This is a genomic window from Dyadobacter sp. 32 (assembly GCF_902506755.1).
In the GTDB taxonomy this organism is placed as follows: domain Bacteria; phylum Bacteroidota; class Bacteroidia; order Cytophagales; family Spirosomataceae; genus Dyadobacter.
The window spans coordinates 1,521,015-1,547,890 of the sequence record NZ_LR735258.1 but is presented as its reverse complement, the minus strand read 5'-3'; the positions used below and the strand labels follow the sequence as shown (position 1 = coordinate 1,547,890).

Here is a 26,876-nt window from a genome sequence, read left to right as displayed (position 1 = left end):
GTACCGGAATCCTGTTAAATCAATTTTCCCCAAAATACAACGATGCAAGATGTCAGCCAAATTTGTTGCGACTGTCATAGGCAAGACCTAAGCCCACGCTTGAAAGCTTGTTTTCCCCAGCCCAGGAGGCATTTGGGAACATTGAACGGAATTTGTCCTGAATCAACGGTATTTCTGTGGAGCCGCCGGTCATGATAACAAGCTCAATATCCGAGGCCGTAATTTCCGCCAATTGTATACATTCATTAGCCGATTCGGTGACTTTATTTACTTTTTGCATAATGGCTTCGTCAAACACGTCACGCTTAACCGGAATAGAAAGGTCATCATCCAGAAAATCGAAAGGTGCCTGATATTCATCCATTTCAGTAAGTGCAATTTTGGTTTTTTCTGTTCCGGCCAACAAAGCATGACCGCTTTCCTGCTCCAAAACTTTTATCAGGCGGCTGTATCTTGTTTTATCATGGGACTGAAACAGAAGTTGTTTGGACTGGAAGATTATTTTCGTTGTATACAAAAAATTCACCTTGCTCCATTCCGATAAGTCATGATAATGCCGCAATGGAACTTCAAGTTTTTTTTCGCCATAGGTACTTCTGTAACCGAGTTCGGGCATGATGGCTGCCAGGCTAAGTTCCTTGTCGAAATCATTCCCTCCGATCCGCACCCCCGTGTTGGCCAGAATATCAGAGGATCGGTCGTGAAGTTTTATGTTGTTTTTGGAAAGGCGTATCACGGTAAAATCTGACGTACCGCCTCCGAGATCCACTACCAGCGCGAGCTTCTCGCCCGTCACGTTCACCTCATGTGCAAAAGCCGCAGCAATGGGTTCAAATTGGAAGGAGACATGCTTGAACCCAAGCTGGTGGGCGATTGATTTCAATTCTGCTTCGGCCCGGATATCAGCCATTTCATCGTGATCGACAAAATGCACCGGCCTTCCCATCACCACGTGTTCAATGGGCTGATTGGAGTCAAGCTCTGCCTTGTCCTTTAATCGGGATAGGAAAGAGGAAATGATCTGGTCAAACTTCATTAATTCGCCGTTGACCATTGTGCCTTGTTTCATCACAGTCGTTCCGAGGACTCGCTTAAGGCTACGCATCAGGCGCCCGGGATTTTTGGCTAAAAACATATCCATTGCTGACCTCCCGTAGTAGGGGGTGTTGTCCTTCCTCAGAAAGAACATGGCGCTAGGGATGGTTATATTCTGGCTTTCAACTTCAATTAATCTTGTGATTTCAGGTGTTGCGACGGCTATGCTTGAATTGGAAGTGCCAAAGTCAATTCCGCAGGAAATATGAGTCATTAATAATTTTTCGAAATTTGGGGGCGCAATTTCAAACTAAAATGCATGGATTACAATTCGCAAAGGAAATTATTGCAGCATCAGGCGGGTCTTGAGAGAGAAATGTTTTTGGATTTTTAACTATTCGGAGACAGAGCTGGCTAATTTCAATAGCAGGAAAGAGGCCCGGTAGTATTTTTTTTGAAAAAATTACCAAATGAATGTTGATTCGTTCCAACCTCTGCAGGCTGAAACGAATCATATTGGTTGTGTAATCACATAATCCTATTAGCATGAAAAGGACATTATTCAGTATCATGATCGCAGCTTCCTGCCTGGTGGCATGCGACAACAAAGATGAGGCGAAACCGGAAATTGTTTTTGGTTCATCGAACTCAAAAGTGGCTTATCGCCAGAGTACTGTTGTTCCGGCATCAGACTCGGAGGTTGCTGTCAATCTAAAAGAAATTGAGGATAGCCGCTGTCCGCTCAATGTAGTATGTATTACAACGGGTTCTGTTGCTTTAAGTTTTGAGATTTCGGATGGGTCAAATAGTACGTCTGTCAAAACCACATTCAGCGGAGATGGAAAAAATTCCGGCGTTCAGACTTTTACTTTGGGTAAGCAAAATTACGCGTTGAAGGTAACGGAGGTCTTGCCTTATCCCGAAACTTCCCAATCGCCCTCTGTTGAAGATTACAAGGTGGGTGTATCTGTTGTGAAATTGTAACAAACCCGGGACTCAGGGATTGTTAATATTCAAGAAGGCCAGTGCGCTAAACTGCCGGTTGTTGCAAGCGCACTGGCCAAAGTGTGTACATGCTCAGGGAGGATTTCGATTACATACCTCGAAGCATTTGAAGTATTCACAAGCCTCCCGATCTGCACTATATCAAACTGGCGTTTCTAAGGCCTGCCTGGTTCACGGCATGGATTTTTAAACAGGTTTTATAAACTGATTTTAAATCTATAACGATCATCACATGAGAGCTATTTGGTCAGGAGCAATCGGATTCGGACTGGTAAACATCCCGGTTAAACTTTTCAGTGCCGTTCAAAACAGCGAACTGGATCTGGATATGCTCGATAAGAAGGATAGTGCCAATATCAAATTCCAGCGTGTTAATGCCAACACCGGCAAGGAGGTGAAATGGGAAAACATTGTGCGCGGTTATAAAGTCGAGGACCATTACGTGGTTCTGGATGAGGAAGATTTTGAAAAGGCGAGTCCTGAGAAGTCCAAGATAATTGAGATTGCAGAGTTTGTCAACGAAAAGGATATTGATAGCATTTACTACGAAACACCCTACTATTTGCAACCCGAAAAATCTGGTGCAAAACCTTATGCCCTGCTGAGGGAGGCGTTGAAAAAGTCGGGGAAGGCTGGTTTGGGGACGTATGTGCTACGTAACCGAGAAAGTCTTGTGCTGATTAAGACGGCGGGTGATTTACTCATTCTCAATAAAATACGGTTTCAGGACGAGATTCGTGATGCTTCCGAAATAAAAACTCCGGCTGCAACACTCAAACCCGCCGAAATGAAAATGGCCGTGCAACTCATTGAGCAGTTGACAACCGATTTTGATATTGGAAGATACAAAGACACGTATACCGAAAAGTTGCTGGAGCTCATTAAAGCCAAGTCGAAAGGGAAAAAGACGTCCACGCCCAAAATGGAGATTGTTCACTCACGCAGCCGCGATCTGATGGCCCAACTCAAAGAGAGTCTTAATCCAACAAAAAAAGCTTCGTAATGACACTTTCAAAATATAGGGCGAAAAGAAATTTTGATGAGACGTCTGAACCGAAGGGCAAGGGTGGCGGAAAAAATTTATTCAGGTTTGTAATACAACGTCACGATGCCTCACATCTTCATTATGATTTTCGGCTCGAACTCGGTGGCGTTCTGAAAAGCTGGGCTGTACCCAAGGGCCCGTCCATGAATACGGAGGATAAAAGACTGGCGGTACAGGTTGAAGATCATCCGGTGAGCTATATTGATTTTGAAGGAATCATTCCGAAGGGAAATTACGGTGCAGGTGAGGTGGAGGTTTGGGATGCGGGTAAATTTTTTCCTGTAAATGAGGAGATGGAAAAGATCTCAGAGAAAGAAGCGCTCAGGGCTCTGGAACATGGAGAACTGAAGATTTTTTTGAAAGGGGAGAAGATCGAAGGAGGGTTTGTATTGGTAAGAATGAAAAAGGATGAAAAGAACTGGCTGCTGATCAAACATAGAGATGAGTTTTCGGTCGATACGGTATATAATATCGAAGAAATTACAAAAAAAGAATCTGGGAAGGGTACAGAGTCCGGAAAAGAGCGGATGACGAAACCCGATTCCATTGCCAGGAGAGATAATACAAAGTCAGCCGGGAAGGAAGCAGCAGGGAAGCTCCGAAAAAATAAAGCCATGAAGCACAAACCTGAATTGACGAATACCGATAAGATTTATTGGCCTGATGAAAAATTTACCAAAGGAGATCTCGTGAAGTATTATGAACAAATAGCGCCCTACCTATTGCCTTATCTGAAAAATAGGCCGCTATCATTGAGAAGAAATCCAAACGGTATCAGTGAGGAAGGTTTCTTTCATAAGGATGCCGGAGATACGGCACCCGACTGGGTTACAACGAAAGAGATTTATTCGGGATCCACTGAAAAGATGATCAACTATCTGGTTTGCAATGATCTTGAAAGCCTTCTGTACATAGTCAACCTGGGTTGTATTGAGATAAATCCGTGGAATTCGACGGTGGATAAACAGGATCATCCGGATTACATAGCCATGGATATAGACCCATCGGAGAAAAATACTTTTGAGGATGTTATTGAAGTGGCTCAAGTGATTAAGGAGATTTTAGATGGTGCCAATGTGCCGGGATATTGTAAGACTTCCGGTTCGAGTGGTCTGCATATTTATATCCCGTTTAATCAAAAATACACCTATGAAGAAAGTAAGGACTTCGCACATATCCTCGCAACCCTGGTTGTAGAAAAGCTGCCGTCGCTGACCACCATTGAGCGTTCTCTTTCAAAACGTAAAAAAAATCATATCTACGTTGATTATCTGCAAAACCGACGTGGGCAGACCCTCGCATCCGCTTATAGCTGCAGGCCTAAACCAGGTGCGACGGTGTCGGCACCATTGGAGTGGAAGGAGGTGAAAACAGGGCTCCGACCATCCGATTTTACCATCATCAATATGCTGGGCAGGGTGAAACAAAAGGGGGATCTTTTTGAAGGTGTGCTCGGCAAAGGAATTGATATTCAAAACGCTTTGACTAAATTGGAAACATCATTTCACCATTAAAGAGACTGTTATGGATATCAAACGCAACGATGCTACCTTGAACCGACCTGATGGAAACAGAATTATTGATGCGCCTTATGTTTTTATGGATATTCCGGTATTTATTGATCAGCTTAAGCGCGAGAAATCATGGGACAAAAATGATCGCAATGGCATTACCGTTTTCAAATCTGAAAAGATGACCATGGTGGTTACCATGTTAAAAACCGGTGCAGAGGTAAAGAGAAACTCTGATTATGGCTATTTAACACTACAAGTTCTGAAAGGTGAAATAAGTGTAAATACTGCTGATGAAGCTTTTCACTTAAAGGAGAGTCAGGCCATTGCCTTTCACCCTAACGTGATTTATTCGTTCAAAGCCACGATGGATACTACTTTGTTGCAAACAAGCTTTTGCCGGTCTAAGGAATGATGCATTTACCCGTTTCAAACAGGAAAAGCGCCCGAAGTATAGACGCTATTCCTGTTTGCTGGTTTATTGTTCAGATGAAATCCGGGGACATGCTTAGTCCTCGTCGTGGAAATGTGAGGTAATTGATCACTCTTCCCACCCCGAAAATATCGCGAATCAGCTTTTTGGCAAGGAGACGTTGATCTTCACTTTCTACGGATCCTTCGAGGTATACCCAGCCTTCTTCAACCAGAAGGAGTATATTTTGCTCACAAAGGAAGGCGTTGCTACGGAGTGCGCTACGGGCAATTTTCAATATTGCCCAGTCTGAGCTGGATTTATACCGATCCGAAACAAGCCTGAGGTAGGACTGAATTTTTCCGGTTTTAACTTCGGATTGCGTAACACCATCTAAAATAGAATTTTCGTCCGGGGAAATATTGTGAGATCTTATCATGGCTTTTTCTAATAATTAAAGATGTAAAAATAGTTTTGATAAGATAGGAAAGCACTCGAAGGGATAACGTAATTTAATGAAAAAAAGCTTATTTTTTCTTAGTAAGTTACAGAATCCGCATAAGACTTCGAATCTGACACGACAATATCATCACCCTTGCGTGACAGAGACGAAAAGCCGATCAATGACTTACGAGTAAAATAGCAGATATTTACAGTGTATTTAGGGCAAATATACATCTTGTCCATTTCCACGTCTTCATATTTCAAGTTTGTCAATGAGTAATCCCGAAGTGCTAAAGCCAGTCAGACAGGGCACGAGGCTGGAAAGCATCGCACGGTTGAAGTGTCCAAGATGCCGCAAGGGAGATTTGTTTATAACAAAAAATCCTTATCACCTGAAGCAAGGATTGGATATGCACGAAAAATGTCCGGTATGCCATCAGGATTTTAAGATTGAACCGGGTTTTTATATCGGGGCACTTTGGGCAAGCTTCCCCATTGTGATCCTATTTATGGCCATACTTTCGGTCATTCTGCTTGTGGGATTTAAATTGTCCTTAACACCTTTTTTTGTGATTATCAGTATAGTGCTGTTTCTGCTTCAGCCGTTGATCATCAGGTGGGGTAGGTCGATATGGATCAATATTTTCGTGCGTTACGATGCCCGCTTCCCCATCAGGTAAGGTAAGAGAATCTGTTTTATTCAGAGTGGGATTAACAAAATGTAAGTATGGAATTTTCTAATAGCAGGAGAAATGCATTGAAGACCATGAGCCTGGTCGGGAGTGCCATGCTTTTGCCTTCGTATAACGCATTGGCTCAAAATAAGGATACAATACTTCAGCGACTTATTCCTTCATCAGGAGAAGAATTGCCGATTGTAGGAGTCGGTTCCTGGCAGCAGTTTGACGTCGGTGCTACGGCAATGGATCGTGAACCACTGCGGGAAGTGTTGAAAAGTATGGATAAAATGGGTGGTAAGGTCATTGATGCGTCACCGATGTATGGCAGATCGGAGAAAGTGATTGGCGATTTAACGACGGAACTAAGGCTGAACGATCGCCTGTTTTTGGCAACTAAAGTGTGGACGACGGGTCGGCAGGCAGGTATTGATCAGATGAAGGATTCAATTTCCAAAATGGGCCGTACAAAGATTGATCTGATGCAGGTACATAATTTACAGGATTATCAGACACATCTACGTACCCTGAAAGACTGGAAGGAGCAGGGGCGGATACGATACATCGGTGTAACGCATTATGTGGATTCTGCACACGCCCGGCTCGAACAGATCGTTAAAGCGAAGGTGGTCGATTTTGTTCAATTTAATTATTCCATCGGTTCTCGACATGCGGAAGGGAGTCTATTAAAGGCGGCAAGGGATCATGGTGTAGCTGTGCTGATTAATGAGCCATTTGAGCAGGGGGCGCTCTTTCGGGTGGTGAAGGGCAAAGCGCTTCCGCCATGGGCCGCTGAAATCGGCATCGCCAGTTGGGCGCAATTCTTCCTTAAATACATCCTCGGAGACCCTGCGGTAACGTGTGTCATTCCAGGAACATCAGATGTGAAGCATCTCATCGATAATATGGGTGCCGGAATGGGACCGCTTCCAGATCAGGCCACACGTAAGAAAATGCTCAACTGGATGGGATTGTAAGTTGCACGTCCGCTTGTCACAGAAACGTACGGGCGATCCACTATATCAGAAAAATGGGATCTTAATTCACTTCGGCAATTTTTTTAACCTCCCTTGTACCAGCGTAAAGTTCATATTCCAATAGTCGACAGTCAATTTTTCCGGTGTAGAATTCAATTCGCCTTTTGGCCTTGAGTCCTATCTTCTTGGCCAGGTCGAGGTTACCCGTGAAAACATAGCCGTAATATCCACCGCACTTTTGCTTCATAAAATCACCGATCCGGCCATAGGTTTCTTCGAGTTCGTCAATTTCGCCCAGCCTGTCTCCATATTCCGGATTGACAAAAAACACGCCCGTATTGCCATCCGGAATTTCGGTGTCGGCAAAATCACACACTTCGAAGTCAATCATATTGGCAACACCTGCTGCAATCGCATTCTTTTTTGCGTTAACAATAGCAAGTTCACTATAATCGGTTGCAATAATGCGCAATCCCGGCGTTTCTATTATTTGTTCCTCCAGTAAATCCTGTTCCCTAAAATACACTTCGTCATCGTAACCGATCAGGTGCATAAATGCGTAATTGTTCCTGAATAAGCCCGGACGGCTGTTGCTGGCGATCAGTGCAGCTTCTATTGCCAGTGTGCCCGATCCGCACATGGGGTTAACGAAGGGTGATTTTCTGTCCCAGCGACTGGCAAGGATCGTTGCCGATGCAAGTGCCTCAAGCATCGGGGCACGGCCGGGAATTTTCCGATAACCATGCCTGGCCAGCGAGTCTCCGGAGGTGTCTATGAAAACTTCGGCAAGATCATTTTTCCAGAACAGGTGAATGACAGCGCCGATCAGATCAGATCCGGTTGATGGCCTCGTACCCTTTTTGTCCCTGAACCTGTCTACGATGGCGTCCTTAACCCGAACATTGGCAAACATGTTGTTGTTGATTGTTTCGTTTTGAACGTTGCTGGTCACTGAAAAATATCCTGGGTCGGGCAGGATGTCTTCCCAGGTTAATTTTAACAAATGCTTGTAGACTTCATCCGCATTACGAGCCTGAAACTGCTCCAGACTGTAAAGCACCTGGCTTGCACAATATAGATTGAGGTTTAGTTTTATACAATCATTAATGGTTCCTTTTATTCTAACCCCTGTTATAAAGGCTTCTTCTATTTGAAACCCCAGATCTTTAACTTCTTGTTCCAAAAAAGGCGCCAGGCGTTTGTTGCAGGTAATGGTAATTGGCGCTACGGTTGTATAAAGGGACATGCTATTCGGTTTGGAGTGTTTGGGCAGGATGCTTGGGTTACAAGCAAACCTTCCTTTGGCGCAAAGTTACTATTTCAACAAAGACAATCCTGTGTTATTTCAAAATGTTTGATACGATCTGAATTCTACATCTTAAAGGTTATCGGACTACTGTGTTTTTGGCGCCTGCCTACACGTGTGAAAACAAAGTCGATGTCAGTCGCTTTCTTCAGCGTGATACTTTTGAAGTACCAATGCTGGTGATATCATGAATAAGCTCAGGGAAAGGCCTGTCAAAACTGTGTCCATAATCTGTGAAATTTCGGGTTACGGATTGTGGCAGATTTTCGGCAAACCGAGATTGGTGATCAAATGGTACCCATTCGTCATCCTGGCTATGATAAAGATATATTCTGGGAATAGAAACCAGCCTGGAGCCAAAATCCTTCCTTAAGGAGAATTGCGCCAGTCCACCTGGCCTCCCCATGAAAAAGGGAGAAGCAATGATAAACATTCCAAGGATGGGTTTCTGATATGGTATTTCTGAAAAGTATTTCAGAAGCACCGACCCTCCAAGTGAATGTCCGATGAGGATAATTTGGTCATCGATCAGATCCAGCTGGGTTCCTAGCGTACCTTTCCATGCCTGATAGTTGGGGTTCTCGGGATCGGGCATTTTTGGGCAAAGCAGACTATAGGATTCCCCTAACGCCAGCTTTAAATTAGTAAGCAGTCCATCGCTTCCCTGGTTGTCACCCTGTGAGCCGGCTGAATGGATAAACAGTATTTTTTGTCCCATACTTTCATTAACCTGTGTTCAGGTAAAGACAGGATTTAAGACGTAATCCGGACATAGTAGCAGAAATTTGTACACCATGTGGAAACGGAAAAGATTACATTCGGAACAATTACGTTGCCCTTGTTTTTTAAATAGCATTACCAAGATTTTTTAGTATTCCAGTTTCAGCGGGAACGCAGGTCGTTGCATTGTCTTAATGCAAAAAAGCGCCTCCATTCGCAGATAGAGGCGCTTTTTGGGATTTGTCCAATCAAGGTTGTAGCATCGGCTCGTATTTTTTACGATTGACGTAAACCAAAAACAGATTCCCCAGCAGCAAAAATCCTGGGATAGCGAGCTGTTCGATTGGTGCCAAAAAGGCATGGAACAGGAAGATGTTAACAATGATAGGAAATAATGCAGCGGTTGCCAGGGGTATAAAGCGACCTGTTATCAGTGCAAGCCCACAGACCAACTCTATACTTTTCAATGTGGGTATGAAGTAACCTGCTGCGGCAATTCCCTCATTGAATGTTTTAATTTTTCCTTCCAGGGGTGGTACGGGCACGAGATTGAAAAGTACCACGATGGCGGATGAAACGAATATAAGGCCCATTAACAGACGGACAACAATAATTGCAATTTTCATAAAGGCTTTGACTTGATTTAAAATGATTACGAATGAAAAAGATGTAAAACTTGGTATATAATCTGTTCAGGGAATTGATTATCAGATTATGCGCGCGAACTAAATTTATTGCTGAAATAGGCAAAATCGATCAGATGCCCAATACCAAATTTGTCAGTAAAGTAGCCTATTACAGGTGCCCCGCAAACTTTATTGTGATTCCACTTCGATCTTTTCTCCCATGCATCAGCCATTTGCCGCTGCCGGATCCATCCACATTACTTCCCACAAGTGCCCGTCCAGATCCTCGAAACCGTGTCCGTACATCCAGCCATGCTCCTGCTTGTCGTTGGGTGCTTTGCCTCCTGCTTCCAGTGCCAGACTTACCATTTCATCCACTTTCGCAGGACTTTCGGCCGAAAGGCAAATAATGGATTCTGTGATTTTGGTTGCATCTGCTATTTCCTTTTTTGTGAAACTTTGGAAGAATGGCTCCACCAGTAGCATGATGAATATATCCTCTCCTATGATCATGCAAGTTGCCTTTTCATCGGTAAACTGCGGATTAAAAGTGAATCCTAATTTGGTAAAAAAAGTGACACTCTTATTCAGATCCTTTACTGGTAGGTTTACAAATATTTTGGTTGCCATGTTTGATTTGTTATTTAGTTGGTTTAAGATTATGGATTTGCAAGTAGTGTTGCCCAGGTTAAACCTGATGCAAGGTCACCAACGGACTTTTCAATACGGCGCTGCCGCGTTTCCATTGTTTTGGCTCCTTCAATTGAGAGCACAAAACGACGTTGATTGCTATATGAAAGGCTGTCAAAGAGCTTTTCTGCATTTGTGTTGGCGCTTAGTGCCTGGCGAAAATCGTCAGGGATGGTGACTTCTCTTGGAGCCAGATCGAGCTCTAGATTCACCGTCACGTTATCTCCGGCGACTATTTTGGCATGGTTTCTTACTTCCGCGCTAACCGTAAGCATATACTTTCCTGTCATGGTTGCTACCGTAGTCCGATAAGTGTAACCATTCAGGGTGGCTAAAACAGCAGGTTTTTTGCTATCACCTAATTTTGCTACAACCTCGTCAGGTACCTGTATGCCCGTTGCCGTTTTGCCGGCTAAAAGCAAAACGGAGCTAAAACTGACTGAATTGATATTTAGTTTATCGTCATTCATATTCGTTTCCGTTAAACAGGGTTATTTTTTATCACTGTAAAGCATCCAGAATATGCCGTACTTATCTTGGACAGCGGCCATCCTGCCGGCGAAAAACGAATGAATCGGACGCTTCACTTCACCATCCTTAGATAATGCAGAGAAAAACTCCTGCATTTCGGCTCCATTGGAGCAGGTTATTGAGAGTGATATGTTGGATCCCTTTATAACAGCTCCTTCACCGTCCGTCATATCGGAACCCAACAATACCAGATTGTCGCTTATCAAGCTTGCGTGTAGGATCTGATTTTGTAAGCCAGCCGGCCACTGATCGGCCATGGGAGAATCTTTCACGGCTTGCAGCGTAAGCTTCCCACCGAAGCAGTCCTGGTAGAAGCTCATTGCTTCCCGGCATCGACCTTCCAGATGTAAATAAGCATTTATAATTGTTTTCATCCTGCGTAAATGTTCAGTTGGTGTTTACAAGACGTCGGGATGATCCACATCCGGACAAGGGAGTGGATGTTTTTTATTTTTTAGTTGAACTTTATTTGACCAAATGCAGGCTGGAGACTGTAATTGTGTCATTTGGAAACAATATAAAAGTAGCAGGTTGGGATCAAAGGGTAATTCCTGCCCACAGCAAATAGTCAGTTTATCTTGTCGTTTACCAAATAAAAGGCTTCATCATGCTCTTCGAGTAAGTCGTCTTCAAGAATTTCTGCCCGGAAGCCTGAGTTTTTCAGCATGACTATGATTAAAACGGATTGAATCCTCTCTGTTTTACTTTCCACGCGTAATATTTTGTCGCAATCATCCAGATCAAAGTTGGCCTGATACCCGGGGAATGTTCTATGTAACTGTTGCAGGACCTCAACGGCCTGAAAGCGCTCATTTACATTTGTTTTTAAAACTTCTATCATGGTCCGAAAGTCTTTTGTATAGATTGAAGGTGTATCTCATGTTCAACTTAACGAATATCACTACCCAACCAGGTCCGTCTGACAAGTGACCATCTTCCATCTTGAATCCGGACATGAATGGGCTCTTTTTTTATTCAAGTAATAATTTGTGCGTTTGCAATTTCATAAACCGTACATCTTATCCGCCTTTAAGATTTTGGTTTAGCGATGAGGAAACCTATTTAAGTGCCAAACAAAACGGCTGCCCATCATTGGGACAGCCGTTACATTATTCATTTTTTTTATCAAACCGGGTTTGTCAATTTCCCGACATAGAGGCTAACTTTTGCTCGTCCTGAGCTATTTTTTCTCGAAGTGAATCAATATTCTTTTTCAGGTTTTCAAGATGGTCAGTAGCTCTCCGGGCAGATTTTGCACTTCGGCTTGCACGACTTGCCGCTTTGCTTGCTCGGCGCGAAAGCTTCCTGTCTTGTGCATCGTTGCTCAGCTGATTGGCTACTTTTTGATTGTAATCGGCAGAAGACTGGGCCTCAGTTGAAGCTTTTTCTGCCTCTTTGATCTTTTCTTCCAGCTGATTTTCCAATTTGGCCAGCTCGATTTTACTTTCGTTTATTTTTTTACTTATCTCAATGATCTCCTTCTGACCTTTGAGTGCATTAATTGAATCTTTGGATACCACCTGGGCCGAGGCATTGAATGACATGATTATTGTGACTACGAGGGTAATCAATGATAGTTGGGCTTTCATAGAAATTGGTTATTTATGTTTACTGAACAAGCATCCAAAACCATGCCATATGTGAGAAAAGCGACAATTCGGCTTGCCGTGATATTCTTTTGAGAATAAAAAGAATTGTGGCCGTTGCCGCCTTTACAGATTGGAGCCTGGTAAATTTGACAATTAGATCATTTTGTTATGCAAGTTTTTTGCGGACATTTGTAAAAACATTGAAATGATGATACCAACCAATCCGGAGCTTGTTCCAAGCCGTTCCGCCAAACGAGCCAGTTACGATAAAGAAAGTGTCAATTCGATACTGGATGAAGCACTTTTCTGCACCATCAGCTATGCTGTTGATAACCGACCATTTTCCATCCCAACATCCTTTGTTCGCTTCGAGGATAAAATATATATACACGGCTCCGTTGGTAGCCATTTCATCCGGGAAATAGAGAAAGGCTTGCCGGTTTGTATTACCGTAATGCTCGTAGATTCCTTAGTGGTAGCAAAGTCAGCTTTTAGTCACTCCGTAAACTATCGTTCGGTAGTGATATTTGCAAATGCCGAAAAAGTGGAAGATAAAGCCCGGAAATTAGAATCGTTTGAATGGTTTACCAATAAAATGGTGCCAGAAAGCTGGGATTATTTGCGACCGGTTACGGATCGCGAAGTGAATAAAACGAGCGTGCTGGCATTTTCCCTTGAACAAGCTTCTGCTAAGACACGTTCTGGTATGCCCAATGATGAGCCTGAGGATAAAGCGCTTCCAATATGGTCAGGACTGCTTCCCCTAGAGTCAAAAAGAGGGACACCTGTCGCAGATGATTCAAGTGTGAATATTCCGTTGCCTTGTCATTTGAATACTTGAGCTGATCTCAGAGAAGAGTACTGCAGTTGTGTTACCTAAACTGTATCCTTTTCGGTAATCATGGTGTTAAACGGAAGGTTCAAGCTGAAATCCCAAATGCCTGTCGGGTCATCTTTTAACCTTCTTAAGACGGTAACACCTTTACATAAAAACGTTACTTCCATAGTTAACTCGGCCAGATGCGCATGAAGGATCTCATGGTTTTTTATCGGAATGGCCCCGAGAATGGTCAAGTGAGGGTTCGATTTTGTTCCCCTGCCAATACCTGTTTTGAGCTGACTGGTAAGGGATTGTATCAAAGGCTTTTCTGCGACGCGTGCGTACAGGATTTTTGATTCCGGGGTCGGCTCAAAAAATGCCACACCGTTTAATTTAACGGGAAAGGGGGCTTGCCTGGATAAAATGTCCTTCATTCGCTTAAGAATCATCTCGTGTTCGGTATGAAGGAAATTAAGTAAACTGATGTGTGGGACTGAATGAGTAGAGGCTACATCCGCGCCGAGTAGCGCGTTGATTTTTTTTTTACGGACATTTATTTCTTTGGTAATTTCCTCGTCTGGAGAAATCACAATTAAGTACTCATACCAAATTTGCGGCCCGAACAAATCGAGCTGGTTCTTGTCAATTTTTCTCATTGGTGAAGGCTTGGGGCACTAAGCTATGAGATCCTAAGCCTATGTGGGTTGTCTGTGAAATTAGCAAAAAAAACGCAAAATATGTGTCTGAGGTATTTCTTAAGCTACTTGGAGTCTAAAGAAATGGTGATTTGTGGATAAAAGCACCTCCAGTCTACGGGGACGAAATTTAGTGTTCCCGCAGATTGACGCAGATATCACAAGCAGATTTAAGAGGATTTTCATTATTTCAGCCAGTTAAGAGGTTTGAATTGGTCTGTATTTTAGTATCCGCGAAAATCTGCGGATTTAAATCATCTTTGATCTGCGGGGAAGAAATTTTTGTTTTCCCGCAGATTTACGCTGATGCCACACGCAGATTTAAGAGGATTTCCCAAATACAAATAGTCGACTGAGGTGTTGCTTTGATTTTTATTACTATTCCATCAAGCTCCCTGTTCTGGATAAATTCAAAACAAAATTTTATCCATACCATTACTTTTTTAATAGTTCGCGTCAGGATAAGTGAGACGATGACAATGTGGTAAAATGATGATCTTAAATCATATAACCGAGTAATACATGGAAGAGAACGATATTTCGTATGTTATTAGAGGATGTATCTTTAAAGTTTTTAATGCCTTAGGTCAAGGCTTATTTGAATCCGCTTATGAAGCTGCGTTGAAATATGAGATTTCAAAAGCGGGGTTGAATGTTCGTTCTCAGGTATTTTTACCAATGATCTACGATACTGTTCATGTGGATGTTGCTTATTGTTTGGACTTGCTCGTAGAAAGTAAAGTTATTGTCGAGGTTAAGTCTGTAGAAAAGCTCTTGAGTGTCCATCACAAACAGATAATCACTTATTTGAAGTTGTCGGAACTCAAACTGGGATTGTTGGTGAATTTTAACACAGATAATATTGCATCCAGCATTTTTCGCAAAGTTAATCTTATTTAAATCCCTCTGATCGTGGCAGCCTCTTTGTCCAAGTAGAATTGAATTAGGAGGTTCGGGAATTTTCCAGCGAAAGTCTGCGGATTTAAATCACCTTTGATCTGCGGGGAAGATATTTTCATTTTTCCCGCAGATTTGCGCTGATGCCAAACGCAGATTTAGGAAGATTTTCAAATACTGCAACCTGTTAAGGGGTTTGAATTGGTCCGTATTACACTATCCGCTAAAGTCTGCAGATTGAAATCACCTTTGATCTGCGGGGAAGATATTTTTGATTTCCGGCAGATTTGCGCTGATGCGACCCGCAGATTTAAGAGGATTGGTATGGGTAATCTCTATAAATTGCATCGCTTCACGGCCTAGAAGTTCGCGGAAATTCTTGGTGCCGTGTTCGTCATAGTACCATTGCCACACCATATCAGAGGCTACAATAATGTAATTAATCGAGGTCTTCATATTGTAAGATTTGAATTCCTCAAAGCTAGGGAAAATTACTTGAAATGGAAATAATCCTTAAAATGGAAATATTCCAAATTGTTTAACCTGCCTTGGCTGTCTCAGCTAGATATGCGTTCAGGGCATCCGCGTCAATCTCCCCAGGCAGTAATGACCAGATTTCGGGGCCCTCCACTATTTCGGTGCTCACAAAGATAAATCCCTTGCCAGATCCCCAAATCGAGCATGCCATTCGTGATTGGAATCAACACACTGCTTCCAAGTAGCGATGCCTTCAGGTGAGCAGGCATATCATCTGCCCCCTCATAGTCATGCTCGTAATCAGGATCGTTTTCAGGAGCAGTTTTATTGAAAAACATTTCAAAATCCTTTCTCACGGTCGGGTCGGCGTTTTCGTTGATGGTGAGCGAGGCCGAGGTATGTTGAATAAAGATCTGGCAAATGCCCTTTTTCAATGTAGTGATTTCCGTGAAATGCTGGACAATCTCCTGCGTCACAAGATGAAAACCTCTTTTTCTCGCCTTCAGTTGTATATGCTGCTGATAGATCTTCATTTTCGAGCGATTTGGTACATGCTGAATTAAATATTGGGGACCTTCACTTCTCAAATAAACAAAAAGCACGCCATTAAAAAGACGTGCTATTGTTACAGTGAAATTGAGTTTAGAAGCCGTTAGCTGTCACAGATCTTGTTCAATTACGGAAAGAATGTTGCCTGCCGGATCTGTAAACCAGGCGATTAATGGACCACCTCCCCTGAAAATCCCGTCTTCACCGATCTCCATTCCTTCATACTTTTCAAAAACAATACCGTTGGCGTGTAAGGTAGCCACAGTGGATTCGATGTTTTTAACTGGGAAATTCAGAATTGTGAACGTAGCAGGAATGTGTTCAGGTTTGGTGTAGATGAGAATGGTATTTCCTCCTGCAAGACGAAGATGAAGAATTCCCGGCATCTCTTTGCTTTCAGCCACATCCAGGCCCAGCGTATTCCCATAGAAATCTTTTGCTTTCTCAAAATTGTCTACGGAGAATCCGCTGAAGGCCAGACTTTCTTTTAAAGTATCCATGCAATTGATTTTTAGTAGGTTAAGTTATATAGGTTTTCGTATTGTTCAACAACCATGCCAAAACTAGACTTTTGGCAGTCGATTTCATTCGTAGCGCACGGGTGGATAATCCAGCAATCGTCTCCATAAACCGATCTGCCCGATACAGTAGGATTCCCGATCCAGGCAAAACGTGATTGAATCAAAGAGTGTGTAGTCGCCTCCGGGCATATCAAAAGGATCCGCCCCAGCCAGTTCTTCCTCACTCAGGCTTGCAAAAGCCGTTCTCAAGAGAGGGCTGATTGTTGCCCAATCTTTTCGGTATTCATCCAGGTGAGGATAGGTGGTATTTTCCTGAATCCCTTTATGATTAAAGAATAGCGCATCGGAGGTTTGTTTCAGAGCAATCCCAACGGCATTGGCAAGCTCAAACCTTTCATGAACGACGCTGCCGGCGAGCCAAGCAACATGATTGGCCTTTGTATTCAGTCGGTTATGAGAATCTACGTCTGAAAACCCTTCAATTGCATTGATAAAAAATCGGGTATGAAAGTCGTAAATTTCTAAAAATGCTTCTAGATTTGCTTTCTTTGATGTTCGGTTTTCCATTTTTGTTTTGTTTAAATAAATACTAATCGGAAGACATAGGAGGGGCTCCATTCCGTACAGGTAATCATTTTATTTTCTTAGCTGATTGGATTTTTGAGCTGGACTGGTTCTCCACGGCATAAGTAAATGACCCGCTCCTATTTACTTTGGTAACTTACCCGGCGGGGGGGCATCTGCGCTATTCCTTGGTTTTTAGGAAGAACCGTCTGTCCCAGGTGCCCTTTCTGAGACCCGCCTAGGCTGAGGTGATGGTCAATAGGTGCGTTGAAATGGTTTTCAATAAATTCTCTTATTATGATTAAAGATAACTTGCCGGGCATCAGTCAGTTCGATCTCAGTGGGAAAAGTGCGGTGATTACAGGCGGTACCAAAGGGCTTGGTTTTGCCATGGCTGCTGGCCTGGCATCGGCGGGTGCCAATGTTATGCTTGTGAGCCGAAACGCCGGAGAGGCCATGTCTGCTGCCAAAAATCTGGCAGAAGCATATGGCGTTATAACGACCTCAATTTCAGCGGATATGACAAACGAGTCCCAAGCCAAGCTGGTTGCATCGCATGCGATGCTGGTTTTTGGTAAAATTGACATTTTAATTAATTGTGCGGGAATAAATATTCGCGGGCCTATCGACGAACTCTCTTTCAAAAGTTTTACAGATGTGATGGACACAAATGTAAATGGAACCTGGCTGGTTTCACGAGCCGTTGTGCCATTCATGAAGGAATCGGGTGGGGGCAGGATTATCAATCTGGGCAGTGCGTTGGGATTGATCGGTCTGGCCAACAGAACTCCTTACACGGCAAGTAAGGGAGCAGTGATCCAGATGACGAGAACACTTGCTCTTGAGTTGGCCCCATTTAATATCCTGGTTAATGTAATTTGTCCGGGCCCTTTTCTGACGGAAATGAACATACCTATTGCTGACACGGTAGAAACGAAGGAGAAAATTTTGGGAGCGACCGCCCTGAAGCGCTGGGGGCAATTGAAAGAAATACAAGGCGTGGCCATTTTTCTGGCAAGCGATGCATCGTCGTATATGACAGGCTCAGTCCTGTCTGTGGATGGCGGATGGACAGCGGGCTAGGAAGCCTGGGGGATGTTACTGTCGGGTTCTGTATTTTTGTAATTACTTATTGCCCGGATTATCGTGTCTAGTTCCATTTGCTTTTCGTCTAACATTTCCTGGAAATCAGCCAGTTTTTCGTCGCATATCCGCTCTTTTTCAGCGAGTTGTTCCTTAAATCCAAGCTGTACTTCATGCATGATCCATAAAGTAAGAATAAACATGCCCGCCGTAAGAACATGAAAAAATGTATCATACGAAAGACTGGCTACCATGTATGCCAGCATAAAAACAATGAAACCGATCATAAACCGGGCAATCGCAAACTGTTTGAACATGTTAAATGCAGTTGAATTTATTTTTCTTCATTGAAAACAGCATCCATGTAATACCAGTTTCCTTCCTCGTATACAAATGTGGATTTCTCATGATGTATCTGTTGTTTGGAATTTGCTGCCCGGAAGTAAGCCTTGAATTCTACCACAAACGTGCTTGCACTAATAATTTCCAGACGCTGCCATGCGTTGGATTTAGCCCAATTTTTAATTTCTGCCTTGGACAACATGGCTCTTTTTGAAACATGTGTGGTGGCTATAAGGTAGTCGACATCAGCCACTACATACGCGCTGTAACGCGACCTCATGAGCTTTTCGGCTGAATTTGCCGGGACGATTCCCCTGATAATCGGTCCACAACAGCGAGAATAGGGTTGATCCGATCCACAAAAACAGGATTTCATTCTAAAACATTCATTTTAAAAAAGTTACAATTTTTACACCCATTCTCCGCTCCTAAAACGCAATTCTCTTCGTAGCATCAATTTTGAGCCATAGCATTGCTCCTGCAATAAGTAAAACCGCCAGAAGTACAACCGGTGCATGGTAGTTGTTGTCAAAGGCGGTCACCAGGTAACCGAAGCCGATTGTGTTCATGGTTCCTCCTGCCAATCCGGCAGTATTCATGGCACCTGTGATAGTTCCTGCATTTTTCCCGCCAATATCCATCGCTGTTGACCAGGATGCTGGAATGGTAAAATCCATCAGTCCCAGTCCGGCCGAGAGCAGAATCGTGGCCACCGTATTATCTTCAGTAACAACGGAAATCAGCATAAACACGCCCGACAAGCCGAGGCCAGTGAGTGCTACCGAGGCGCGACCCCACCTCGGTCCCAGCTGTTTGACCAGGAAATCACACACATAGCCACCTGATAAGCAGCCAACGGCACCGAGTACGAAGGAAAACGACGTTATGAAAGACATATCCTGATCATCAAGTCCACGTCCTTTTTGCAGATAAGTGGGTAGCCACGATTGAAAAAAGAATGCCCCCGAAGCGTAACAGTAGTACATGGCCATGAGGAGCAATAAATTGGTGTCTTTGAATATCTTCCAGGAAAATGTATGGCTTCCCTCAGGCAAGTTGCGCTGTGTCTGAATTTTGTCCAATTCTACTTCGCTGATCCCCTTCATCTCGGCTGGCTCCTCGCGAAACCAGTATTTCCAGAAGAGCACCCAAATGAGGCCTAGCGCGCCGAGGAAAAAAAAGGTTACGCGCCAGCCATAAAGGTTTTGAATGGGAATAACCAGAAACGGGGTCAAAGCGCCACCTACCCGGCTCGCAGACCAGATCCAGGCCTGTCCGCGGGCTCTTTCAATGGCAGGGAACCATTTGGAGAGAACGATGGAAGAGTTGGGATAGGCCCCAGCTTCACCCATTCCGAATAAAAACCTGGTCAGCAATAACATTCCAAAACCCGTTGCAAATCCGGTAAGAACCGTAAATGTAGACCACCATAGAACAACGCGTATCAAAACCCTTTTTGCTCCAAGACGGTCACCCATGAGACCGGTAGGAATTTCAAAGCCACCATAGGCTAGAGCAAATATGCCGAGTATCCAGCCGAGTTGTTCCTTGCTTATCCCAAGGTCGGTCATGATCCTGGGGCTGGCGACGCTGATCGCAATCCTGTCAAGAAACGTGATTACGGATAGCAGAGAAAGGGCAAAAAGGACCTGGTAACGTTTATTCATGAGGGTAGGATGTGAATCAGGCAGCAAGATAGCGCAAATGACCCTGCCCGCAAAACCGTTTCCTGCCTTTTCGCATGATGGTTATTTCTCGCACATCAGTTCATGCCTAAGGCATTCTCTTCAACGTGATTTCTTAATAGTAATCCACTTGAGATGCTGGCCATAACCAGTTTCATTTCGGAAGATAAACCATTTTTAAACCAAATCTTCCCATTATTGATCGTGGACACGGTGCCTAGAGTTTGCCCGTTCATCAGGAATTCATATCCATAAACGTCATTCTGGGTAAGCAGGGTAGTGGCACCCTCCAGCGCACGGATACCATTAATTTCGATTTTTCTGTTTCCGTTTCTCGCCATGCCCACAGTCGGATTCTGGTTCAGGCTACGGCTCGCACCGTCTACATGGTGCACTACGAAATCCCAGATTTCGTTGCTGTCATTGATCTGGACCGCACCTGCAAAATAGTTTTTGTATTTGAGCGAAACGGAAAAATAATCTTTAAGAGGGGTGTAATCCGTTTCTTTGAAACGGCTTACGACCGATACCTCCGCTGACGCTCCATCGCCACGAAACTGCGTAAAGCTTAGCTTTTCCCGGGCTCCCTGAAATGTTACGATAAACGGGATGGAATAAGCAGATGTCCATCCACGCTTCACCTTACTGGTTTTGTAATCACCAAAGGAAATCACCTGGCCAATTTGTATACCCTGCTTTCCTTTTACGTTATACACTTCACTGTCGTTTTTAAGGTTGCTGTTTACAGCCATTTCTGCTGTGCGGCAGGAATAAGTGGCAACGGATAATGCGGCACACAAAAAAAATGGACTTAATGCACTTTTAAAGTTAATTTTCATGACTATGCTGGTAAATAAGATTTAGTATAGTCAGGAAACAAAAATGGAATCATTCGTTGTAAAGACCTTCTATTTTCCCTGCTTGGCCCGGAGTGCAATGTAAGTCCTGTGATGTGAAAGTGAACGGTCCAGAGTTTCTAAAATGTGCTTACGCTCAAATGCATACCAATTATTTTTCAACAAATATAGGCTCACAAATGACTTGGGATTGTTGCGGATAAACGCTTCTGTCTGATTTAAAAATTCGGTGTGCCCCAGGGCTTTTTGGCCGGCCCAGTAACTCAGGCTATCTACATGACCCGATTTCCTTGCACGCGCCTCGCCAAGCGTGAAAATATTCGATTTTTTTGTAAATGGGGTTAAAATACTGCTCTGGAATAACAGCCATTCCGGATTACTTTTTGAATTGCTCACAACAGAACGTGTTACATCCATGGTGTCAAGCCGGATATGCGTTCCGGGTTCAAGGAAAAATACCAGTGATCCTTTCATTTTTGAGACATTCAGTTCGTAAAGATCAGGCACCAGATCTTGTGACATCTGAAGTTCAACCTCTCCGGCGGTCAGTTTCAATGAGTGGACAATCGCTCCGAAACCTTTCTCCCGTGTGAGAAGAATCGCTTTGCGTCCTTTGATGTCACCTGGAGCTGAAATGTGGATGGTAATCTGTTGAGAGAATCCTGTATGCGCCAGCGTCCAGAGTAATAATAGGTATTTGTACATGCCTGATTTAAGAGCTGGGTTGTTCATGTCAAGTTTTCTGTTTCACCAACGCTTTGCCCAAGGACTTTATTCATAGCATGCCAATTTAAAAAATAAATGATTCCACGTGATCAAGACAGCCGTTGGAAATAAGTTACCACCATGGTTAAACTGAAAGCTTTGACCTGCCCGTTTCGATGAGTAGCAAAATTGTAATAAAAAGTGCCATTGGGCATTCAATACTCTTTGCCAGGATTAGATTTTCGCAGGGCAATCGATTTTTTGAAGAATAACCTTATTCGGAGTTGTCAATATTATAAAAAAGTTTGGTGTGCTGCTTGCGGAAAATTTTTTCCATCACAAAACGAACGGGCAAAGGCGATTGACAGGAAACCTGTTCATCAACAAAGGTGAAATTATCCCGGGTTTGTATGTGGAATACGATTTCAATTTTTGTTATTTTCATCACAACTGCCCGCATAGTCACTTTTTGGAGGCTGTAATCATGCTCAACGGTGCCAGGATAGGAAAAGGAACAGGGTATGACCGCGATACGGAGGGTTTCAAAAAACAAATATTGATTATTTTGAAGGAGCTCTATTTTGTAAATCACCGGGTGAACCGAGACAAATTTTTGCATGTCCGTCAGGTAGCTGAAAACCTGATCCGCTGACTTTGAGACTTTGTGTTTGAGTGTCATCATGGGGTTATGAATCCGAAGGGATTGCAAAAGATCAAATTTACTTGTTAAATTAATTGTAACAACAGTAATGGGTGAGCCAGAATTTATCTGTTAAATGTAAGAACAAGAGTATCATTGACAGAAAAATGCATCTTGTGTTTACCACGAGGGCTTTTATAAGCCTGAAAAATCTTATTTTACGGTCCGGATTCCTACAACCCACAGAAAACCAGAATATCTATGAAGAGAAGAGATGTAATCAAAGATCTGTCATTTCTGCCGCTTGCCGGAGGAATGATAATTCCTAAAAAGCCCGAATCGTCCGTGATTGATATAAGGCTTACAAATTCGCCGCTGGCTGCCTCTAAACAAGTGTACGAAGCGGTGGGAGTGGAGCCAATTATCAACTGTCGCGGTACCTTTACCATCATTGGAGGCTCCGTTGAGCGCCCCGAAGTGCGGGCAGCGATGGATGCTGCCGCTCAGCTGTTTGTCCAATATGACGAGCTCGCATTTGGAGTAGGTAAGAAACTGGGAGAACTTACCGGTGCGGAATGGGGCGTGGTATCGGCGGGATGTGCGGCCGGTATGAAGCATGTCACAGTTGCGTGCGTTACAGGAGGGAACCCTGAAAAACTGATTCGGATTCCCGATCTCTCAGGATTCGAAAAAACTGAAGTGATTATCCCCGCTTATTCCAGAAATGTTTATGATCATGCGATCCGTAACGTGGGTGTCAAAATTATTACTGTGGATACTATTGAGGAGCTCGAAAATGCAATCAGTTCCCGGACCGCGATGATCTACATTATGGCTGGTGGACAAGCCAATAGTGGGCCATTCTCTCTTGAAGCCATTGCAAAAGTAGCAAAATCTAAAGATATTCCGGTGATGGTGGATGCGGCGGCTGAAGATCTTACTATACCGAATGTTCACCTCCAAAAAGGTGCGACCGTGGTCGTTTACAGTGGCGGAAAGGCACTTTGCGGCCCACAATGTGCGGGTTTGGTTTTGGGTAAAAAAGATCTTTTGATGTCGGCCTGGCAAGCAAGCGCACCGCATCATGGCCCCGGACGGGATAACAAAGTAGGCCGGGAGGAAACCCTTGGTATGCTGGCGGCGGTTGAAGCCTGGATTAAACGGGATCATGCCGCCGAATGGAAAAGGTGGCTGACATGGCTGGATAATATTTCCAAAAAAGTGTCTTCAATAGAATCAATAAAAACCCGTGTGGTAGAGCCAACAGACTTATCCAACCGTACGCCACAGCTCGTAATCACCTGGGATCCGGCGAAGCTGAATATTACCGGTGAAGAAATTGCAGAACTATTTGGACGGAGTAAACCGCGGATCGCTTTGGGGGGAGGATCCCGCGAGCCAGGTACAACATATGTTTCGATTACAACCGGGCAGATGCAGCCCGGTGATGATAAGGTGGTGGCAGACCGGCTTTTTGAGGTTCTCTCTCAAAAACGTGTACCCAAAAAGACCGAAATGGTTGCGCCACTTGTTTCTATTAAAGGGCATTGGGATGTTGATTTAACCTTTTTTAGTAGTAGCAGTAAGCATTCCTTTATTATAGAGCAGGATGGTAACTGGTTGCAGGGATCACACAAGGGAGAGTTTACTGTAAATGAACTGCAGGGTAACATTGAAGGTAACGAGGTGAAAATTCGGGCGAGTAGCCGTACGCCTGGCGATAACATCACTTTTATGTTTTCGGGTGTGGTTAAAGACGATGTAATAACCGGCTCTGTATACATGGGCGAATATATGACGGCAACGTTTACCGCAAAAAAACATACATTCCGTGGCAAGCGGGAAAAATTCATGATCCCGTCGGGCCCGCCGCTGGCAACCTAGATAGAACATGCAGATGAAGGGAGGCAATCGCCTCCCTTTTTTGATGGACTGGAATCGAAAGTTCTTTTTTTGACGTTGATTTACATGCGGAATTTTCTGAAATTGTGTTTTTAATTGAGTTCATTCATTTCAGAAATATTGAAAAGATAGAGGAACAGTTTATGGATAAATCTGAGGAAGTTGACAACTACATAGCATCATTTCCTGCTGAAACCCGAGAGGTATTGGAACTAATGCGATCGACCATAAAAGAAGCTGCTCCGGAGGCGGTTGAGATCATGAATTATGGCATACCAACGCTGACGCTTCATGGTAATCTGGTACATTTCGGAGGCTTTAAAAAACATGTAGGGTTCTACCCGGCACCGTCCGGTATCAAAGCTTTTCAGGAAGAACTGTCTGTGTACAAAGGTGCGAAAGGCTCGATCCAATTTCCGCTGGAACAACCGCTACCACTGGACTTGATCAAGAGAATTGTAAAATTTCGGGTGGAAGAGAATGTGGCTAATTGCTTAACAGTTCCCAAAAAATAAGATGGCAAAGCAATCCGACAAGGACTTGGTAGAAGCGCACATTCAAAAGCTCGACCTCGAAACAGGAAAGATGGTACGTGAGATCAGGCAGGTCATTTTAGCTGTTGACCCGCAGATCGGTGAAAGAATAAAGTGGAATAATCCCAGCTTCTATTATACCGGAGAAATGCAGCCCTTCGATCCCAAGGAATATAAGCGGGAAATAGCCGTATTCAATTTACATAAAGGAAGGGTAATGATTGTTTTTCCAAGTGGTGCCAAAGTGGATAATCATGCAGGGTTACTGGAAGGTAATTATGCTGACGGCCGTCGAGTCACTGTTTTTAAGCATATGGAGGAGGTGAAAGAAAAAAGTGACACTTTGCAACAAGTGATCCGTACATGGCTCAGTATGGTCGAAAAGTAGCTTCCCGGATACGTCGTTATTGACGAAAAAATCATATTCAGATCACGATCGCTCCGGTCAGAATCCATTATTTGTTTCAACAAATGAAACGAACGGTAATTAGTTGACTTAACGATTGTAAATGCTCATTTGTTATTCCATTAAAAAGAATTCAACAATCCGATGTGACTGCTTTGTGTAAGATTAAAGCTTCACGACCTGTTTGTATCTGAGCATCATCTTGATGTTTTGGATAATGTCATTGATACCCAGGTTGGAGTGGCTCCGACTCATTTGCGTATTAAATGCTTTCTTCTTCCGTCCCAGTGCTTCCCGATTTTTCAGAAAATCCATGTAGGCTTCTGCTTTGTAAAACTGTAGTGTAAGTATACCCAGCAGTACATCACAGAAGATGACCTGTAAATGCCACAGCTTCAAGTCGAAATCGTTCAAGTGCAGATAATGTACATAATATCTGTTTCGAAAATGTATCTTTTTGATCGCCCTTTTTTGATTGTGGTTTTTGGTGCTCGCGGATACTTCGTGGCGGCACACGGCATTGTGCTCGTAATAGCATTTCCAGCCAAGTCGCCAGGCCCGAATGGATAGCTCCTGGTCCTCGCAATAGTAGGGGTTGAACATTTCGTTGAAACCGTTCATGGCCTTCAGTTTTTTTGTGTCCATTAAAGCAATGGCCCCGGATAGATAGAAGGTTGGTGTAAGGGTGTTTCTGTCGCTGACATGGAAAAAATCCCCCGACTTAATTTTACGGCCCATGATTTTAGGAGTTCGGGCAGCCTCCCTGATCAGGTCGTCGTCCATGCCGATAATCCTGCCCATTACACCGAAAGTGTCCTCCAGATCAAAATATTTGTAAAGTTTTTCAAAATAGTCAGCCTCCACCGTAACATCTGTATTTAATAGAAAAATAAGGTCATTTTCGGCCTTTTCTATACCGATATTGCAGGTGTCTGAAAAACCAGAGTTGGTGTCTTTTTGAAGCAGGACAATTTTATCACCATAATTTTCCTGAAGATAAGCCACGGAGTCATCTGTGGATGCGTCATCAATTACGATGATTTGCACATCCTGACCCAGGGATTTCAGCACCTTGAAGTTGTGCTCAAAATACTTCTCGAATAAATGTTTCCCATTATAGTTGGGTATCACTACAGAAATACTCTTCATAAAACAGATTATTTAAAATGTGTGAAGTAAATTTTATTCAAATAATCGGTTGCAGTTTCGGTTGAAAAATGATTGAGTGGACGGAAGAGAAGGACTGATATGAATGGTAATACGGGAAATGCATGCGGTAAATTCTGACAATGAAATAATAAAACACTTTGCTGTTATCAATTATTGAACCACCCTGGTGAGTGGATCGGAATTAAAATACTTTCTGTTGCTTCTCGAAAGAATAAAATCTCAATCCTGGCGGTTGTGGTGCCAAAGCTAAGTATCCGACTGACCATTTCAGGTATAGTCACATAATCAACCAGTTTATTCTGTGAAAAACACAAACAGGTTTGTGCTTCTCTGTAATCATTGACGCTTTTGGTCTTTGAAACGTTGTAATTTATTTTCAAAAAAAAAGTATCAGGGGGTTAATTGGCTACGGAAAGGTGCGCGGCAAATTGCGACAAGAATCCCTAATGATTTGACATGCAG

At 43.5% G+C, this 26,876-nt stretch carries 34 protein-coding genes; 12 read left to right on the top strand and 22 right to left on the bottom strand.

All coding sequences use genetic code 11. The features are described 5' to 3' along the window. Positions 1–52: 52 nt before the first annotated feature. Positions 53–1,309, bottom strand: coding sequence for an Hsp70 family protein (locus tag DYADSP32_RS06200; RefSeq protein ID WP_149243533.1), 1,257 nt, complete (start codon positions 1,307–1,309; stop codon positions 53–55). Positions 1,310–1,581: 272 nt separating this feature from the next. Between DYADSP32_RS06200 and DYADSP32_RS06195 the strand changes: the two genes are divergently transcribed. The 4 genes from DYADSP32_RS06195 (at position 1,582) to DYADSP32_RS06180 (ending at position 5,011) form a co-directional block, all read left to right on the top strand. Next, positions 1,582–2,019, top strand: coding sequence for a hypothetical protein (locus DYADSP32_RS06195; protein ID WP_149243534.1), 438 nt, complete (start codon positions 1,582–1,584; stop codon positions 2,017–2,019). A 253-nt stretch (positions 2,020–2,272) separates the two neighbouring features. Further along, positions 2,273–3,043 carry a Ku protein gene (locus DYADSP32_RS06190; protein WP_149243535.1) on the top strand — a complete coding sequence of 257 codons (771 nt, stop codon included), beginning with the start codon at positions 2,273–2,275 and terminating at the stop codon, positions 3,041–3,043. After that, positions 3,043–4,599 (top strand): non-homologous end-joining DNA ligase, encoded by a 1,557-nt coding sequence (gene ligD / locus DYADSP32_RS06185; RefSeq protein ID WP_149243536.1) that lies wholly within the window; start codon positions 3,043–3,045, stop codon positions 4,597–4,599. Before DYADSP32_RS06190 ends, ligD begins: the two co-directional genes overlap by 1 nt. Positions 4,600–4,609: 10 nt before the next feature. Continuing rightward, positions 4,610–5,011, top strand: coding sequence for a hypothetical protein (locus tag DYADSP32_RS06180; RefSeq protein WP_149243537.1), 402 nt, complete (start codon positions 4,610–4,612; stop codon positions 5,009–5,011). A gap of 70 nt (positions 5,012–5,081) precedes the next feature. On the opposite strand, the gene DYADSP32_RS06175 is transcribed toward DYADSP32_RS06180, so the two are convergent. Then, entirely contained in the window at positions 5,082–5,447 is a 366-nt protein-coding gene (locus tag DYADSP32_RS06175; protein WP_149243538.1) for a BON domain-containing protein, read from the bottom strand. Positions 5,448–5,724: 277 nt separating this feature from the next. Here DYADSP32_RS06175 and DYADSP32_RS06170 point away from each other — a divergent pair, with 277 nt between their 5' ends. Both DYADSP32_RS06170 and DYADSP32_RS06165 read left to right on the top strand, forming a co-directional pair. Further along, a complete protein-coding gene (locus tag DYADSP32_RS06170; RefSeq protein ID WP_149243539.1) occupies positions 5,725–6,132 on the top strand; it encodes a DUF983 domain-containing protein in 408 nt (135 codons plus the stop codon). Positions 6,133–6,179: 47 nt separating this feature from the next. Next, positions 6,180–7,106, top strand: coding sequence for an aldo/keto reductase (locus DYADSP32_RS06165; RefSeq protein WP_149243540.1), 927 nt, complete (start codon positions 6,180–6,182; stop codon positions 7,104–7,106). A gap of 61 nt (positions 7,107–7,167) precedes the next feature. Here DYADSP32_RS06165 and DYADSP32_RS06160 read toward each other — a convergent pair whose 3' ends face one another. The 8 genes from DYADSP32_RS06160 to DYADSP32_RS06125 all read right to left on the bottom strand — a co-directional run bounded on the left by DYADSP32_RS06160 (position 7,168) and on the right by DYADSP32_RS06125 (position 12,568). Continuing rightward, positions 7,168–8,352, bottom strand: a complete 1,185-nt coding sequence (locus tag DYADSP32_RS06160; protein ID WP_149243541.1) for a THUMP domain-containing protein — start codon at positions 8,350–8,352, stop codon at positions 7,168–7,170. Between the two features lie 208 nt (positions 8,353–8,560). Beyond that, positions 8,561–9,130 carry an alpha/beta fold hydrolase gene (locus DYADSP32_RS06155; RefSeq protein ID WP_149243542.1) on the bottom strand — a complete coding sequence of 190 codons (570 nt, stop codon included), beginning with the start codon at positions 9,128–9,130 and terminating at the stop codon, positions 8,561–8,563. 250 nt (positions 9,131–9,380) lie between these two features. Beyond that, a complete protein-coding gene (locus DYADSP32_RS06150) occupies positions 9,381–9,758 on the bottom strand; it encodes a DoxX family membrane protein (protein ID WP_149243543.1) in 378 nt (125 codons plus the stop codon). Positions 9,759–9,983: 225 nt separating this feature from the next. Next, positions 9,984–10,388, bottom strand: a complete 405-nt coding sequence (locus DYADSP32_RS06145) for a VOC family protein (protein ID WP_149243544.1) — start codon at positions 10,386–10,388, stop codon at positions 9,984–9,986. Between the two features lie 29 nt (positions 10,389–10,417). Next, on the bottom strand, positions 10,418–10,918 hold the full coding sequence (locus DYADSP32_RS06140; RefSeq protein ID WP_149243545.1) for a YdeI/OmpD-associated family protein: 501 nt from the start codon (positions 10,916–10,918) through the stop codon (positions 10,418–10,420). A gap of 21 nt (positions 10,919–10,939) precedes the next feature. Next, positions 10,940–11,353: a VOC family protein gene (locus DYADSP32_RS06135; protein WP_149243546.1), complete on the bottom strand. Its 414-nt coding sequence runs from the start codon at positions 11,351–11,353 to the stop codon at positions 10,940–10,942. 194 nt (positions 11,354–11,547) lie between these two features. Then, entirely contained in the window at positions 11,548–11,820 is a 273-nt protein-coding gene (locus tag DYADSP32_RS06130) for a hypothetical protein (protein WP_149243547.1), read from the bottom strand. Between the two features lie 298 nt (positions 11,821–12,118). After that, entirely contained in the window at positions 12,119–12,568 is a 450-nt protein-coding gene (locus tag DYADSP32_RS06125; protein ID WP_149243548.1) for a hypothetical protein, read from the bottom strand. A 208-nt stretch (positions 12,569–12,776) separates the two neighbouring features. Here DYADSP32_RS06125 and DYADSP32_RS06120 point away from each other — a divergent pair, with 208 nt between their 5' ends. Further along, a complete protein-coding gene (locus DYADSP32_RS06120; RefSeq protein ID WP_149244955.1) occupies positions 12,777–13,409 on the top strand; it encodes a pyridoxamine 5'-phosphate oxidase family protein in 633 nt (210 codons plus the stop codon). Between the two features lie 35 nt (positions 13,410–13,444). On the opposite strand, the gene DYADSP32_RS06115 is transcribed toward DYADSP32_RS06120, so the two are convergent. After that, positions 13,445–14,044, bottom strand: a complete 600-nt coding sequence (locus DYADSP32_RS06115; protein ID WP_149243549.1) for a 2'-5' RNA ligase family protein — start codon at positions 14,042–14,044, stop codon at positions 13,445–13,447. Positions 14,045–14,605: 561 nt separating this feature from the next. Between DYADSP32_RS06115 and DYADSP32_RS06110 the strand changes: the two genes are divergently transcribed. After that, the gene (locus DYADSP32_RS06110; RefSeq protein WP_149243550.1) at positions 14,606–14,983 is read left to right on the top strand and encodes a GxxExxY protein; all 378 of its coding nucleotides are present in this window, start codon (positions 14,606–14,608) and stop codon (positions 14,981–14,983) included. Between the two features lie 240 nt (positions 14,984–15,223). Here the strand turns inward: DYADSP32_RS06110 and DYADSP32_RS06105 are convergent, their stop codons facing one another. The 4 genes from DYADSP32_RS06105 to DYADSP32_RS06090 all read right to left on the bottom strand — a co-directional run bounded on the left by DYADSP32_RS06105 (position 15,224) and on the right by DYADSP32_RS06090 (position 17,094). Then, on the bottom strand, positions 15,224–15,436 hold the full coding sequence (locus DYADSP32_RS06105; protein ID WP_149243551.1) for a hypothetical protein: 213 nt from the start codon (positions 15,434–15,436) through the stop codon (positions 15,224–15,226). Between the two features lie 131 nt (positions 15,437–15,567). Continuing rightward, entirely contained in the window at positions 15,568–15,990 is a 423-nt protein-coding gene (locus DYADSP32_RS06100) for a secondary thiamine-phosphate synthase enzyme YjbQ (RefSeq protein ID WP_149243552.1), read from the bottom strand. A gap of 126 nt (positions 15,991–16,116) precedes the next feature. Beyond that, positions 16,117–16,506: a VOC family protein gene (locus DYADSP32_RS06095; RefSeq protein ID WP_149243553.1), complete on the bottom strand. Its 390-nt coding sequence runs from the start codon at positions 16,504–16,506 to the stop codon at positions 16,117–16,119. A gap of 84 nt (positions 16,507–16,590) precedes the next feature. After that, positions 16,591–17,094 carry a DinB family protein gene (locus tag DYADSP32_RS06090; protein ID WP_149243554.1) on the bottom strand — a complete coding sequence of 168 codons (504 nt, stop codon included), beginning with the start codon at positions 17,092–17,094 and terminating at the stop codon, positions 16,591–16,593. 294 nt (positions 17,095–17,388) lie between these two features. On the opposite strand from DYADSP32_RS06090, the gene DYADSP32_RS06085 reads away from it, so the two are divergent. After that, complete coding sequence (locus DYADSP32_RS06085; RefSeq protein ID WP_149243555.1) at positions 17,389–18,174, top strand: SDR family oxidoreductase; 786 nt, start codon at positions 17,389–17,391, stop codon at positions 18,172–18,174. Here DYADSP32_RS06085 and DYADSP32_RS06080 read toward each other — a convergent pair. From DYADSP32_RS06080 to DYADSP32_RS06055, 6 genes are all read right to left on the bottom strand, one after another. Then, positions 18,171–18,491, bottom strand: coding sequence for a hypothetical protein (locus tag DYADSP32_RS06080; protein ID WP_149243556.1), 321 nt, complete (start codon positions 18,489–18,491; stop codon positions 18,171–18,173). The two genes, DYADSP32_RS06085 and DYADSP32_RS06080, sit on opposite strands and share 4 nt — an antisense overlap. Positions 18,492–18,508: 17 nt before the next feature. Next, positions 18,509–18,892 (bottom strand): YchJ family metal-binding protein, encoded by a 384-nt coding sequence (locus tag DYADSP32_RS06075; RefSeq protein ID WP_149243557.1) that lies wholly within the window; start codon positions 18,890–18,892, stop codon positions 18,509–18,511. A gap of 52 nt (positions 18,893–18,944) precedes the next feature. After that, positions 18,945–20,183, bottom strand: a complete 1,239-nt coding sequence (locus DYADSP32_RS06070; protein ID WP_149243558.1) for an MFS transporter — start codon at positions 20,181–20,183, stop codon at positions 18,945–18,947. Between the two features lie 95 nt (positions 20,184–20,278). Then, the gene (locus DYADSP32_RS06065) at positions 20,279–21,040 is read right to left on the bottom strand and encodes a hypothetical protein (protein ID WP_149243559.1); all 762 of its coding nucleotides are present in this window, start codon (positions 21,038–21,040) and stop codon (positions 20,279–20,281) included. Positions 21,041–21,109: 69 nt separating this feature from the next. Further along, entirely contained in the window at positions 21,110–21,790 is a 681-nt protein-coding gene (locus tag DYADSP32_RS06060; protein ID WP_149243560.1) for a DUF4369 domain-containing protein, read from the bottom strand. Positions 21,791–22,037: 247 nt separating this feature from the next. Then, positions 22,038–22,445 carry a hypothetical protein gene (locus DYADSP32_RS06055; protein WP_149243561.1) on the bottom strand — a complete coding sequence of 136 codons (408 nt, stop codon included), beginning with the start codon at positions 22,443–22,445 and terminating at the stop codon, positions 22,038–22,040. Between the two features lie 219 nt (positions 22,446–22,664). Between DYADSP32_RS06055 and DYADSP32_RS06050 the strand changes: the two genes are divergently transcribed. From DYADSP32_RS06050 to DYADSP32_RS06040, 3 genes are all read left to right on the top strand, one after another. Beyond that, complete coding sequence (locus DYADSP32_RS06050) at positions 22,665–24,287, top strand: aminotransferase class V-fold PLP-dependent enzyme (RefSeq protein WP_149243562.1); 1,623 nt, start codon at positions 22,665–22,667, stop codon at positions 24,285–24,287. 104 nt (positions 24,288–24,391) lie between these two features. After that, positions 24,392–24,820 carry an iron chaperone gene (locus DYADSP32_RS06045; protein ID WP_414617561.1) on the top strand — a complete coding sequence of 143 codons (429 nt, stop codon included), beginning with the start codon at positions 24,392–24,394 and terminating at the stop codon, positions 24,818–24,820. A gap of 1 nt (position 24,821) precedes the next feature. Further along, entirely contained in the window at positions 24,822–25,226 is a 405-nt protein-coding gene (locus tag DYADSP32_RS06040) for a DUF1801 domain-containing protein (RefSeq protein ID WP_149243563.1), read from the top strand. A 183-nt stretch (positions 25,227–25,409) separates the two neighbouring features. On the opposite strand, the gene DYADSP32_RS06035 is transcribed toward DYADSP32_RS06040, so the two are convergent. Beyond that, on the bottom strand, positions 25,410–26,393 hold the full coding sequence (locus tag DYADSP32_RS06035) for a glycosyltransferase family 2 protein (protein ID WP_149243564.1): 984 nt from the start codon (positions 26,391–26,393) through the stop codon (positions 25,410–25,412). Positions 26,394–26,876 lie beyond the last annotated feature (483 nt).